The 14,915-nt window shown below is 40.7% G+C and carries 9 protein-coding genes; all 9 read left to right on the top strand.

Annotated features, from left to right (window positions below; translation table 11 throughout):
• Nucleotides 1-73 precede the first annotated feature (73 nt).
• The 9 genes from MWU82_RS06100 to MWU82_RS06140 all read left to right on the top strand — a co-directional run bounded on the left by MWU82_RS06100 (nucleotide 74) and on the right by MWU82_RS06140 (nucleotide 14,914).
• Nucleotides 74-3,283, top strand: a complete 3,210-nt coding sequence (locus tag MWU82_RS06100; protein WP_247095664.1) for a SusC/RagA family TonB-linked outer membrane protein — start codon at nucleotides 74-76, stop codon at nucleotides 3,281-3,283.
• Between the two features lie 11 nt (nucleotides 3,284-3,294).
• On the top strand, nucleotides 3,295-4,794 hold the full coding sequence (locus tag MWU82_RS06105; RefSeq protein WP_247095665.1) for a SusD/RagB family nutrient-binding outer membrane lipoprotein: 1,500 nt from the start codon (nucleotides 3,295-3,297) through the stop codon (nucleotides 4,792-4,794).
• Nucleotides 4,795-4,815: 21 nt separating this feature from the next.
• A complete protein-coding gene (locus tag MWU82_RS06110) occupies nucleotides 4,816-6,543 on the top strand; it encodes a LamG domain-containing protein (protein ID WP_247095666.1) in 1,728 nt (575 codons plus the stop codon).
• A 124-nt stretch (nucleotides 6,544-6,667) separates the two neighbouring features.
• Complete coding sequence (locus MWU82_RS06115) at nucleotides 6,668-8,314, top strand: alkaline phosphatase family protein (protein WP_247095668.1); 1,647 nt, start codon at nucleotides 6,668-6,670, stop codon at nucleotides 8,312-8,314.
• Nucleotides 8,315-8,400: 86 nt separating this feature from the next.
• Entirely contained in the window at nucleotides 8,401-9,618 is a 1,218-nt protein-coding gene (phnA, locus tag MWU82_RS06120; protein ID WP_247095670.1) for a phosphonoacetate hydrolase, read from the top strand.
• A gap of 19 nt (nucleotides 9,619-9,637) precedes the next feature.
• On the top strand, nucleotides 9,638-11,065 hold the full coding sequence (locus tag MWU82_RS06125) for an aldehyde dehydrogenase family protein (RefSeq protein ID WP_247095672.1): 1,428 nt from the start codon (nucleotides 9,638-9,640) through the stop codon (nucleotides 11,063-11,065).
• Between the two features lie 66 nt (nucleotides 11,066-11,131).
• The gene (locus MWU82_RS06130) at nucleotides 11,132-12,244 is read left to right on the top strand and encodes a 2-aminoethylphosphonate aminotransferase (RefSeq protein WP_247095674.1); all 1,113 of its coding nucleotides are present in this window, start codon (nucleotides 11,132-11,134) and stop codon (nucleotides 12,242-12,244) included.
• A gap of 74 nt (nucleotides 12,245-12,318) precedes the next feature.
• Nucleotides 12,319-13,581: an MFS transporter gene (locus tag MWU82_RS06135; protein WP_247095675.1), complete on the top strand. Its 1,263-nt coding sequence runs from the start codon at nucleotides 12,319-12,321 to the stop codon at nucleotides 13,579-13,581.
• A gap of 112 nt (nucleotides 13,582-13,693) precedes the next feature.
• Nucleotides 13,694-14,914 carry an FAD-binding oxidoreductase gene (locus MWU82_RS06140; RefSeq protein WP_247095677.1) on the top strand — a complete coding sequence of 407 codons (1,221 nt, stop codon included), beginning with the start codon at nucleotides 13,694-13,696 and terminating at the stop codon, nucleotides 14,912-14,914.
• The last annotated feature ends 1 nt before the right edge of the window (nucleotide 14,915 follow it).

Genomic DNA, 14,915 nt, shown 5'->3' on the forward strand with positions numbered 1-14,915 from the left:
TTAATATTTTAGGTCAAAATTTAAACTATAAGTAAAAATTATTTTTGAATTATTTTAACTAAACAAACCAACAATGAACAAAAGAAAAACCAAATTATTAGGGCTGATATTTTCTGCTGGAGTGGCACAACTCTTATCGGCGAATATGTCGGAAGATAACCTGGACGCCAGAAAGGTGGCCCCAATTAATGTGGAAACTAACTGGCAACAGCTAATTACGGGAACGGTCATGGATGAAGATGGCGTCCCCTTATCAGGGGCTTCTATCTTGGTTAAAGGAACAACCAATGGGGTAGTGGCTGATTTTGACGGGAAATTTAAAATAGAAGTTGCGCCAAATAATATTTTGGTGGTTTCTTATGTGGGTTTTGAAACCAAGGAGATTAAGGTAGGAATTGAAAAAGAACTAAATGTCACATTAGCTGCTGGTAATGCTTTGGAAGAGGTTGTTATAACTGCCCTAGGCATCAAGAAAGAGAAAAAGCGCATAGGCTATGCCACTCAAGAGGTAAAGGGGGTAACACTCCAAAAGGCAATTACACCAAATGTTCTGGAATCCATGTCGGGAAAAGTGGCAGGGCTTACCGTGATAAGTAATGGTGCTGATTTCTTCTCCGACCCAAGCATATTCTTACGGGGAGAGAAACCCATATTGGTGGTAGATGGTGTGCCGATGCCTGATACTGATTTTTGGAATATTAGTTCGGACGATATAGAGAACATTACCGTTTTGAAAGGTGCTGCAGCTTCTGCCCTGTATGGCTCATTAGGTAAATTCGGTGCTCTTCAGATTACAATGAAGTCTGGAAAAGGTATGGATGGCACTAGGGTTAGTGTGAACAGCTCCACTACATTTCAGACTGGGTTTTTAAGGATTCCAAAGGCTCAAACACAATATGGTCCTGGGAATACTGGGAGATATGAATTTGGTACTGGGGCTGCAGGAGGCGGAGGAGTCAACGACTATGACTATTCCATATGGGGCCCAAAGTTTGATGGTAGACTTATAAAACAGTCAGATTCGCCCATTGATCCGGTTACAGGTGAACGTATTCCGACCCCATGGATCTCAAGGGGTCCAGACAACCTAGGAAATTTTGTGGAAACGGGCTTGGTGACTTCCAACAATGTTTCTATACAATCTGGCTCCGAAAAGGGAAATTATGTAATATCCAACTCTTACAAACATGCCAAGGGTTCTATTCCGGGTCAAAAATTGGACATTAATACCCTCCGTCTTTCAGGAACTTTAAATGTTTCCGACGCCATATCGGTAGATGCCTCCTTACAGTACAACTATCAATATTCCGATAATAGGATCAGGGGCTCATATGGCCCAACATCACCAATTTATTTGTTGAGTATTTGGGGAGGAGCCAATTTCGATGTAAGAAATTTGGAACACGTCTGGGTTCCGGGAAAGGAAGGGATAAAACAGGACTTCGTTGAAAATTGGCGTTACAATAACCCATATGCATTGGCGTATAATTGGAAAAAACCATGGACTAAAAATGATATCCTTACCTATGCCAAAGTAAATTTTAAGATTTCCGACAAAATTAATGCCTTTGTAAGAAGCACGCTAAGTACGTATTCCTTAACAGACAATGAGGAGATTTCAAAAGATATTTACAATTATGATATTCCGGATAGAGGTGGTCGATTTAGATATAATGCTTATCGCTATTTTGAAAATAACACAGATTTTTTACTGACCTATAATGATAAATTTTTTAATGAAGATATAGGTTTAGAGGCTACAATTGGTGCCAATCAGCGTTATCTGAAGAAGGAGGAGGAACATGCATCTACAACTCAACTTATTGTTCCTGAGGTATTCACCCTGCAGAACTCTGTTGATCAGGTTACTCCAACTAGTTACAAATATAAACAAGGTGTTTATAGTGCATATGCGGTAATGGACTTTTCGTACAGAAATCAAATATTTTTTGGGATGACGGGAAGAGTGGATAAATCCTCTACACTGCCCGAAGCAAATGATACATTTTTCTATCCCTCGGTATATTCCAGTATTGTGCTAAGCGACATGATTAAAATGCCAAGTTTTATAAGTTATTTAAAATTAAGAACGGCATATGCGCAAGTTGGAGGGGATTTGGGTATCTATGAAGCTACCAATTCATATTCTACAGGAAGATATAGGAACTTGCCAACAGCCAATTTCCCGGCTACATTGGAGAATCCAAATTTAAGGCCATCGTTTACAAACTCCTTTGAATATGGCTTTGAAATGAAATTTTTCAATAGTCGTTTGGGAATCGATTTTTCATATTACGAAAATCAGAACGGCCCACAGATTTTTACCCAGCCATTTTCCAATGCCTCTGCCTATGACGGGGTATTGTTGAACGGTAGGACTACTGAACGAAGGGGGATGGATTTTTCTATTAGGGCAATTCCGGTTAGGACAAAAGATTTTAATTGGTCGGCCATTATAAATTTTGATAAATCAAAAAACTACCTCACCTCATTGCCGCCTTTGCCAGATGGAACTATTCCCGAATGGGAAGGTGCTTCAGGGGATAACTTCAGGAACAAGGTAGGGACGCCAATAGGGGATTATTTTTACTATGTATGGGAAAGATCTCCAGACGGTCAACTTATTATCTATGAAAATGGTCTGCCTAAAAGAACAGATTTTAAGGTAAATACAGGAAATACACAACCCGATTTCATTGCCAGTATTAATAATTCATTTTCCTATAAGAATACATCCTTAAGTTTTTTGTTTGATGGCAGATTCGGAGGTATAACCCAGGACGCCTATGAACGAGATCTATGGAGGGCAGGGGGTCATCCGGATGCCATACACCCAGAAAGGGAGCTATCAAATATAGCCTATGTTAATGGAGGTGATGCCAAAACCATGCAAATTGAAGGAGTAAGGATAGTGTCGGGGGAGGCTACTTATGATCCTGACGGGAATGTCCTAACGGATACAAGGGTCTTTGAGCCCAGTACTTATATGGTAGATTACCAATCTTGGGCAAGCCGTTATAAGGCGGATTGGCCCAGTGTTATAAAGGATAAAACCTTTATTAAATTAAGGGAAGTAGTGTTGAGCTATGATTTTGGCAACAAAATATTGGATAAGACCTTCATGGATTCAGCATCCATCTCTTTTGTAGGTAGAAATCTATGGTATTGGACCAAGGATGATTATTACGGTGACTTAGACACCTATACCCTTACACAAGGAGATACTGGTTTGCAATTGCCTTCCCAGAGGTCTATTGGTTTTAACCTAAATGTTTCATTTTAATACAACTAATCATGATAAAAAATATAATTTTCAAATCAATTCTGATAGTATTCCTTTTGGGGTCGGTAATTAGTTGTTTGGATTATGAGGATTTAAGAGAAAATCCCAACGAACCCAATTCCGTACCACCAAGTTTAATTTTTACAACCTTGGTCCCTGGGGTTACAGGTTCATTTAGCGATACCTATGAAAAAATGCAGTATCATTTATGGATTGCTACCGATAATGTTTTTTCCCCTAATTTCAATAATGGCTTTAATGGAAGCTTTGATTATTCTTCTTTAAGAAATATCATTCAAATGACCAAAGAGGCCGAGGCGGCAGGGGCTCCGGCGTATGCCATAATAGGGAAGTTTCTTAAGGCACGAATGTTCATTGAAATGACCAGGAGAATGGGCGATATACCCCTATCCGAAGCTGGTCTGGGGGCGGAAAAGCCTCAACCAAAATACGATTCCCAAAAATCAGTATATATACAATGTTTAGATTGGTTGGATGAGGCCAATTCAGAGCTGGGGACTTTTATTACTGCAAATCCAGGGGTAAACATAGAAGGGGACCCCTACTATAATGGAGACCTAAAACAATGGCAGAAATTGATCAATGCCTATACCTTGAGGGTTTTGTTGTCCTTGAGCAAGAAAGAGAATGATGCAGATGTTAATGTAAAGGGCCGTTTTGCCAGTATATTGAATAATTCGGACAACTATCCCTTATTAACTGGATTGCAAGACAATGCACAATTGACTTATAGTAACGAGGATGGGTTTCGACAGACCTATAATCCGGACCAAGCCGTTTATAGGGATGCGGTTGTATATGTTAGTACCTATATTGACCTGCTTAAGGGTAAAGAAGATCCCAGACTGATGAAAGTGGCCGATCCCACCAAAGATGCCTTGGAGGCCAATCCAATTGAGGCTGAGGTTCGGGCTGATTATGATGCCTATGCAGGTGCGGACATCTCCGCAGCGGCAACTGAAAATTCCGCCAAAAAATTGGATGGAGATTTTTCATTTCCAAATTTCGAAAAATATTGGAACTATGTTGGCCAACCGGGTGTCTTTATGAGTTATTGGGAACAGGAATTGCATATAGCCGAGGGGGCACATAGAGGCTGGGCTTCTATTGATGCCAAGACGCATTATGATAACGGAGTTACTGCTTCCATGGAATTCTATAGTGTAGATGCTTCTGAAATTTCCACTTATTTAGCGGCTAAGCAACCTTATATTACAGGTGCAGCAGGATTGAATAGGATTCTGGAACAAAAGTATTTGGCATTTGCCGAAAATACAGATCACGAATCGTTCTTTACTACGCGTAGAACTGGTGTGCCAACCTATTTGTTTAGTAGTGAGCATAATAACATTACCAAGTATCCAGTTCGTTGGACATACCCAACTTCGGAAGATTTGGATAATAAAAATAACTATAGAGCAGCACTCAGAGCACAATTTGGCGCAGAGGTAGATGATAGGGATCAAGTTATTTGGTTGCTAAAAGATTAAGAACCGTTAAAATTTACTACAATGAAAAGTATAAATAAAATTAAGAACAATAGCGTTAGTGTCCTCTTATGGCTGTTTTCAGGATTCATCTTAACCCTAGGGTGTTCAGACGATAACGGCGATGGTTGGGCGGATGAAAGATATTTGGAAAACTTTGAGTTTTATGTATATCATACCAATCCGAACACGGGATTGGATTATACGGAAGAGGAATTAGCCCAATTAACCTATGATCCTAAGGTCAAAGAATCATACGCCGAGGGTCAGTCCATAGACTTAGCAATAGTAACCTCTAAGTTGCCTACTGAAATAAAGGTGCTTTTAGGTACAGATTTGTCTGTATTAGAGACCATAACAGATTTTCCAACTTTTGGCGATAAATTTAAATCCAAAAGTTTTATATCTAGTTTGGAGGAACTTAATCTATTGGAAATAGGGGATAAAACTACCCTTAAATTTGATATATTATATACGGATGGCTCAATAGGAGCTGTGAATTTTGAAATTAAGAAAGTGAAGTTTTTTGATCCAAATGCTGTCATAGATACTTTTGTTTATTTAAGGAAGAGTACTGGAGAAAGCATTCCTTTGGCTATAGATGAAAAGGTGACTTCGCGAATAAAGGATGCTGCTTATGGTTCAATAGTAGAGTTTAATGGTACAGATAACCAAGTAGAGATCTTGGATGTTCCTGAATTGAGTTTTAGGCATGACAGTGATTATTCTATAGGGTTTTGGGTAAATACTACTTCTACGGATAGTGATCCGGTAATGATTGGAGATCAGGACTGGGGCAGCTCTTCCAATCCCGGATTGACCATTGCCTTCCGTGGAGACAATTGGCGTGTTGCTACGTCTGATGGTGTAACTAAAGCGGATACCAATTATGATGGCAGCTTCAATGATGGGGATTGGCATTACATAGTGACTACTTTTGATCGGGATGGTAGCATGACTCTTTATCAGGACGGTACTTCAGTGGCTTCCGCAAGTATGGCAGGTATTGGAAACACGGGTAGTGGAAACCCACTTCGTGTAGGACAGGATGGTACAGGTGCTTATGGCCAGTTCTTTAAAGGTAACATTGGAGAAATTACTATCTATGATTACGCTTTGTCTTCTCAGCAGGTTGCAGGTGTTTCTACGCCATTAACGGGCGTACAGTTGAAGAGGCAGGATGGTACTGTAAAGAACATAGCGGTTGCCAATGCTGGTGCTACCATTAGTAGTGAGAATGATATGTCCGCTTTCACCTTTGATGGTGTAAGTCAGTTCGCAACAATTAGCGATACGGACTTGGATTTTAGGCATGACAGCGACTATTCAATCTCATTTTGGGTAAATACAACGTCTTCGGACAGTGATCCAGTTATGATTGGTGATCAAGACTGGGGCAGCTCATCCAATAAAGGGTTAACCATAGCATTCCGAGGTAGCAACTGGCGTGTTGCCACTTCTGATGGCACAACCAAAGCAGATACTGATTTTAATGGTAACTTTAATGATGGTGATTGGCACCTGCTAACGGTGACTTTTGATAGAGACGCCAATATGACCATGTATCAGGACGGTAAAGAAGTAACCAGTACAAGTATGGCGGCTGTTGGCAATACAGAAAGTGGCAATCCATTACGCCTGGCCCAAGACGGAACAAGTAACTATGGTCAGTTTTTTGAAGGTAAGATTGCAGGTACGGTAATATATGATTATGCACTTTCGGATCAAGAAGTTGCAGCATTGTTTAATTAATCAAATAACAAACCTAGTTGTATAAAATTGAGTTGAGTTAGTTTTTGTAATGAGGGAGGGGCTTTGAATGCTCCTCCCTTTTTAATTTGTGTACTTTATTATTAAAATATATAATGCTTGTGAAATGGGAATTATAAAATTATTGATTGGTTTAATGACAATGTCTGTATGGTCCTGCTCCCAAAATAATTCGTCAGAATTAAAACATGATATAGAAGGGGGAACGGAAAATAAAAAAGTATTGATTATCGGGATAGATGGCTGTAGGCCAGATGCCATAACAGCGGCTAATACCCCTAACTTGGATGCACTTATGGCTAATGGAACTTATTCTATGGATGCTAGGAATACCGGGATAACAATAAGCGGGCCCGGTTGGTCGTCAATGTTGACTGGGGTTTGGCAGGATAAGCACAAAGTGGTGGATAACTCTTTTGCTGGATCTGATTTTGATAAATATCCTCATTTTTTCAAAAGAATAGAGGAGAAGAATCCAGATAGTCGTACCGTCTCTTTATCCCAGTGGCATCCTATTAACGATCAAATTGCACATGGTTTTGTGGATATTACCAGGAACACTGAAGATTCAAGTGCAGATGTCAAAAATAAGGCAGTAGCAGAACTTGGTGTTGAGGACCTAACGGCACTGTTTGTTCATTTTGATGATGTAGATCATGCCGGACACGGTTCAGGTTTCAGTCCTAACAATTCAAATTATATTAGTGCTATTGAAACGGTTGACACGGCCATAGGGGAGTTGGTCGTTGCTTTAAAAAATCGCCCAAACTACAACAAGGAAGATTGGATGGTGATAGTGAGCACAGATCATGGAGGTATTGGAACAAGCCATGGCGGGGATACAGAGGAAGAGCGGACGATCTTTATGATTGTTAGTGGAGGTAATATCCCTAAGAAGGAAATTGCTAAAACGACTTCAGACGTAGAGGTTTCTCCGGCAAACAATTGTTTAAATAGTGACACTGAGCTTTATTTTGAATCCAATGGGATAATTTCTGTACCGAATAATGCCGCTTATAGTTTTGGTGCTACCCAAGATTTTTCGATTGAATGCCGTATTCGTGGGAAAGTACCTGCTGACGTTGGCATTATCGCCAAAAAGAATTGGGACAGCGGTCTTTTGCCCGGATATGTTTTTTCTTTTAAACCAGGTACCAAAAATTTTAAAGTAAATGTGGGAGATGGAGCCAATAGGGTAGATGTTGAGGCAGGGCAAATTACGGATAATGAATGGCATACCGTAAGTGCTACTTTTGATAGGGACGGGCTTCTAAAAGTATATGTAGATGGTATTTTAAAGAATAGTGCAGAGATGTCATCCATCGGAAATATAGATAACGCATTTCCTTTTACCATTGGGGCAGATGGTAATGGTGCCTATAAATATAATGGATACATTTCCGAAGTGAGGGTTTTTAACGGTTTGTTGGAAATCGAAACCATAGATGCGTGGAAATGTAAGGTTTTGGATGACACACATCCAATGGTTGCCAATATAAAAGGACATTGGAAATTAACAGAGGGTTCAGGAACCTTAATAACTGATGCCAGCCCAACAGCGGCAAACGGAACTTTAACTGGAGGGGAATGGAAAGATGCAACTGCTGCTTCCATTGAAACGGTAAATGATTATAAGGATACACCACGTACCGTTGACGTTGTAAAAACAGCCCTGACCCATTTGTGTATTCCCATTGAAGAAAGATGGGGTTTGGAAGGAACTTCGCTTATCCAGAATCCATGTAAAAGTTAACAATTTTAACATCAAAAATTATCCTATATGTAAAATTTTTGTACTTTAGTGCAAAATATTTATTCAACGCAAAGTTATTCTTAAACATGAACATTAACGACAGAAGTTACCCAAAGCAAAAGCAGACCATTATTGGAATATGTATGGATGGAACCTCTTATCCATATTATGAAGGCGCCAAAGAAGTGATGCCGAATTTGCAACGTTTTATAAAGGAAGGTTCTATGGGAATGGTGAAAAGTGTTATCCCATCTTTTACCAACCCAAATAACATGGCTATTGTTACTGGAGTTACCCCAAAAGTAAACGGAATTTGCGGAAATTTTTATTGGGATACAGAGCTGCAACAGGAGGTTATGATGAACGACCCAAAGTATTTAAAAGTACCTACAATCCTGTCTGAACTGAGCAAAAATGGAAGAAAGGTTGCAGTAGTGACCGCCAAGGATAAGTTGCGGAAGATGTTGGCCCATAATCTGGACGGCATTTGCTTTTCTGCGGAATTTGCCAATCAGGCTACTTTGGAAGAAAACGGTATTGAAAATGTAGAGGAAGGATTAATGGGCAAGGAAAGACCAGGAATCTATGACCCTTATATTTCTGTTTATTGTATTGAGGCCGGAGCCAAGTTGTTGAAGAGGGAACATTTTGATGTTATGTATCTGACTACAACGGATTTCGTGCAACATAAATATGCCCCTGGAAGTGCTGATGCGAACGATTTTTTATCGAAAATTGACCTTTGGCTGGGTGAGTTGGACAAGTTGGGTGCCATTATTGGTGTAACCGCAGATCATGGAATGCAGGCCAAGACCAATCCGGATGGCAGTCCCAAAGTTCAGTTTATAGAACAACTTCTGGATGCCCAAAATATTAAGTCAAGGGTAATTTTACCGATCACAGATCCCTATGTAGTACATCACGGAGCCTTAGGTGGCTATGGGACTCTGTATTTGGAGGATAAATCACAGTTAAAGGCGGCCAAGGAATATTTGTTGTCCCTTGACGGAATTGAAAAGGTGCTGACCAATAAGGAAGCTGTGGAAGAATTTGAATTACCAGGGGATAGAATAGGAGATTTGGTAGTATTGGCAGATTCTGCTACTACTATTGGAAGAACTCCGGATTGGCACGAACTGGACAAGGTGAAGGAAGGTTTGCGCTCACATGGTGGAGAGCACTGTCAAGAGGTGCCAATGATATTCAATAAGAAATTGAACACTGAATTCAGTAATAAATTGGCATCTGGTACCAGTAGGAATTTTGATCTGTTCCACTTTTTGAGTAACGGATTTTCTAATTAAACCATTTAAAAACACTGCTATGATCGAATTTGGAAGTATAATCAATGGAAAACAGGTGAAAAGCGGTGAATGGATCGATATTTATAATCCATTTACCAAGAAACAGGTGGGTAGGGTGTCATCCATAGATACAAAAACTTTGGATAAGGTTTTAACGGATACCAAAAATACCAAGATGACCCTTACGCGCTATGAGCGCTATGATATATTGAATAAAATTGCAAATGCCCTGGAAGAGCGGGTTGATGAGGTTAGCAAAATGATTACCGATGAAACGGGACTTTGTTTAAAGGATACCCGCTATGAAGCCAGTAGGGTTTCCGATGTGTTGCGATTTTCCGCTATGAAGGCATTGGATGATGATTCCCAGGTGTTTCCTTGTGATGTTTCCAAAAACGGAAAACCCAGAAGGATCTACACTACTCGTGTTCCCTTGGGATTGATCAGCTGTATTACGCCGTTCAACCATCCTATGAACCAAGTGGTTCACAAAATAGCTCCCGCAATCGCTACCAACAATACAGTGGTTTTAAAACCTTCTGAAAAAACCCCGCTGTCGGCATATTATTTTGCCCAACTGGCGTTGGATTGTGGTCTGCCACCCAATATGTTAAATGTCATTAATGGTGCCGATGTACAGGCTACAGCTGAAATGATGACCATACATCCGGAAATTACTATGGTCTCATTTACTGGAGGAAGTAAAGTGGGGAAAATAATAGCCTCCAAAGCAGGATATAAAAAATTGGTTTTGGAACTTGGTGGAAGTTCAGCCTTGTTAATTCTCGAAGATGCCGATATAGATGAGGCAGTTGAGGTAACCATGTCCGGAACCTTTAAAAATTCGGCCCAGCGTTGTACGGCCATTAGAAGGATTTTGGTCCATGAGAGTATAGCGGACACTTATGCCGCCAAATTGGCAACTCGAGTAAAAGCCTTAAAGTATGGGGATCCCTATAATGCTGAAAACGATATGGGAACTGTTATTACCGAAGAATCTGCCATGGAAATGGAAGCGCGTGTCCAAAATGCAATAGATAATGGTGCAGTGCTTTTGGCTGGACATAAAAGGGATGGTGCCCTTTATGCACCTACCGTATTAGACCATGTGCAAAATGCCCATGAAGTGGTTGCAAAAGAGACCTTTGGTCCTGTTGCTCCAATAATACGATTCACAACTTTGGATGAAGCTATAGATATCGCCAATGATACTCCATATGGTTTGTCCGGAGGTGTAGTAAGTAATCACTGGCCATCCATTCAGCGGGTAATTACCGAGTTGGATACGGGCACGGTAAATGTAAACGAAGCACCAAGTTATCGATTGGAATGGACTCCTTTTGGAGGAGTTAAGGATTCCGGCTTGGGGTATAAGGAAGGGGTAATAGAGACCATGAAAGGGTATACCTATGTTAAGACCTATTCCTTGCCTTGGGATATTGCCTAGGGATATATTTAAATTTTTCAATCATTATTTGAGTAAGTATAAATCTTAATCGAAAAAAAATATTACATGCAAATAAAAAGAAATGTGTTGTTGAACCCCGGTCCTGCAACAACTACGGACTCCGTAAAATTGGCTCAGGCAGTTACCGATATTTGTCCTAGGGAAAAGGAATTCGGAGATCTTATGGAATACTGTGCCACTGAGATTACCAAATTTGTGGGAGATCCTAACGACTATGCCACTGTTTTGTTCGGGGGTTCTGGGACGGCAACGGTAGAGGCTATATTAAGTTCCGTAGTTCCGGACAACGGCCGTATTCTTATAATAGATAATGGTGCCTATGGTAAACGTATGTGCCAGATTACCAAAATATATAAGTTGGATACCGTGGTTTTTGAATCTTCATCCATAGCTCCGATCAATTTAAAGGCTCTTGAAGAAGTTATTAAAGCTGAAAAGGGATTAACGCACTTGGCCATGATACATCATGAAACCACTACGGGTCTCTTGAATGATATTACAGCGGTAGGGAAATTATGTGCCAACCATGATATAAGTTTTATTGTAGACTCCATGAGCGGTTTTGCGGCTATTCCAGTAGACATGAAAGCCATGAATATTGATTATTTGGCAGCCAGCTCCAACAAGAACATACAAGGAATGGCCGGAATAGGATTCGCCATTTGTAATAAAAAGGCATTATTGGCAACAGAATCCATTCCCATGCGGAACCTGTATTTAAACTTATATGCACAGTATGCCTATTTTGAAAAAACACATCAAACTAGATTTACTCCTCCGGTACAAACCTTCTATGCCCTAAAGCAGGCCATTATCGAAACCAAAGAGGAAACTATTGAAAAGCGCTATGCACGGTATGCCAAATCTTGGGAAACATTATTAAGCGGAATAGGGGAGATGGGATTGGAGTATTTAATAGATAGGGAACATCATTCAAAAATAATTACCTCCATTATTGAGCCTAAGAACGATAAATATGATTTTGATGAAATGCACGATTTTTTCTTTGAAAGAGGCTTTACCATTTATCCGGGAAAGGTTAATAACTATGATACGTTCAGGATATCCAATATAGGGCAGATAGATTATACCGATATTCAAAATTTTCTAATGGTCTTAAAGGAATACCTTGTACAAATAGGTTTTGTAAAAGCTTAATCCCCATTACAGATTATCGTTTGTTAAATGTCTACGATTCTTAATAAAGTTTAATTTAGGTGTAAATTTCAACCATGAGTTTAACCGCAGATCAGAAGTATTGGAGGAAAAGAATTTTTGTTCTCACCTGGCTCGCCTATGCGGGATTTTATTTTGGTAGGAAAAACTTATCGGTTACATGGAGTTCCATGGAGACAGATTTGGGGTTGGACAACTCTGATTATGCTTCTATTATTTTCGTTTACAGTTTGATATATACCATTGGGCAATTTGTTAATGGGTACTTGTCCGATACTTTTGGGCCTAGGAAGGTGGTTACGGTTGGGTTGTTTCTAGCAGCCATAGGAAACTTATTTCTTGGAATGACATTTTCTGCAGGGGTAATTGTTTTTCTGATAGCGGTTAATGGCTATGGGCAATCTACCGGCTGGAGTGGTCTGATAAAGAACATGACCCCTTGGTTCAGGAGGACCGAGCGTGGAATAGTGATGTCCTGGTGGTCTACCTGTTATGTTACTGGTGGCTTTTTGGCTACCATCTTTGCCACCTATGCAGCTTTTGATATGGAGTTCCTTTCGGAACTGGGCTGGAAAAGAGGGTTTATTTTCCCTTCCCTGATACTCTTTGTTATCGCCTTCTTATACCTTTTGTTTACTAGAAACAATCCAGAAGATGTTGGGTTGCCTAAAATAGTCGAAAATAAATATGATTTTGAAGGCGGGGCTAAGGCGGAGAAACTAAAGATATTGGGATTGCTATTAAGGAATAGTTCCCTTTGGATATATTCCAGTTGTTATATGATCCTAAAGATGACCAGATATGCCTTTCTTTTTTGGTTGCCCGTTTATTTGGAAAAAGCGCTGCACTATGATGTCAGTGATGCAGGTTATATGTCATCGGTATATGAGCTGATTGGCTTTTTTGGGGTGATCCTAGCTGGATATAGTTCGGATAAGATCTTTAAATCCAATAGGTTTAGTACGGTATCCCTTATGATGATAGGGTTGGGGCTTGCCTGTCTTGCCCATCCGTATATGGTTCCCTATGGGAAAATAGCGACCATTATCAGTATCGCCCTAATAGGGATAGCCACTTACGGACCGGATTCCCTAATCTGTACGGCTGGTTCTATGGATGTTGGGGGTACAAAGGGTGCTGCAATGGCTGCTGGCATCATCAATGGAATGGGGTCTGTGGGACAGATGTTCTCCGGTTTTATTGTGGTAGCTATCAATGAGTATTACGGCTGGGATAGTCTATTTTACTTTTTTGTTATCATGTCTTTCATAGGTGGGGGATTGGCCGCCATAAAGTGGAATCTTCAAAGTTCGGATTAAACCAAACACGGGTTATATCAACTGTTATTTCCAATATCGTTTTATTCCAAGTACAAAGGAGAATAAAAATGATTTGGCTTCAAATAATATACAATAAGAGAAAAACAATTAAATGGGAAAGACCGATCTAGTGATAATTGGAGGAGGTATATTCGGCTGTGCCATTGCCTATTATTACACCAAAAACAATCCGGAAAAACAAGTAGTGCTCTTGGAGCGCAATGAGTTGAATAATGCTGCTACCAGTAGGGCGGCGGCCCTTATGACCATGGTAAGGTCCAAACGCTCCTATATTCCGCTGACCATTGAGACCTTTAAAGTAGCCAAGGAAATGGAGGAGGAACTAGGGGAAACTTTGGATTTTAAGGTGGTGGGCATGATGCATGTAGCAGCAAGTGAAGCCATGGTAAGAGATCTGGAAGTGTTAATGGATATTGCAAGGGAATACGATCAGGAAGCCTATTACATCAATAAGGAAGAAGCCAAGGAAAAAGCTCCTTGGTTAGATGTGGAAGAGGCTTTGAAAATAGGGTTCGTCCCTAATGAAGCCTATTGTGACCCCTATATGTTGGGGACTTTTTTTGCAAGATGTGCCAGAAACCGGGGAGCTAAAATTCGTCAAGGGGTAGAGGTAGTTGGTATAATACATGAGGCCGGTACGGTGAAAGGTGTAAAGACTACAGAAGGGGACATCCTTGCAGAGACCGTTGTGGATGCGGCTGGAGTTTGGGCACCCCTGCTTGCTGGCATGGTGGGGGCAGGCCTTCCTATGGCCCCGGTGCGAAGTCAGTATTGGATAACGGAACGCTCCGATCTGTTTCCCGCAAATTCGCCCATGGTCCTTTTGCCGGATGCTCAAGCCTATGCCCGACCTGAAGGAGGGGGGCTGCTGTTTGGGATACGCGAGGGGAAATCGTTGGTTGCTTCCCCAAAAGATGTGCCAAAGGACATAACGGATTTTGTATTTAGTGCCGATGAAGGAATGGACGATCTTTTTGAAAACGGGGAGCGACTTGCGCGATTTTTTCCTGCCTTCTATGATATGGGGATTAAGTATTACGTGGCGGGATTTTCGGGATATACGCCTGATTCCCAATTGGTATTGGGGGCAGTTCCGGGTATAAAGGGTTTTTTGGTAGCTTCAGGGTGTTGTGGTGCAGGGATTTCTGTTGCAGGCGGGGTAGGGCTTGGAATTGCTGAAATGGCAGCAGGTAAGCCTAATCCCCTCGATTTTTCAGAATTTGAAATTTCCAGATTTGGTAAAATAGACCCCTTCGGGGAAGAATGGCTGAACAAGTGTGCCGCCGCCAGGTCCAATAAAGTAAGTGGTTAAA

The organism is Arenibacter sp. S6351L, from assembly GCF_023016025.1.
GTDB lineage: Bacteria > Bacteroidota > Bacteroidia > Flavobacteriales > Flavobacteriaceae > Arenibacter > Arenibacter algicola_B.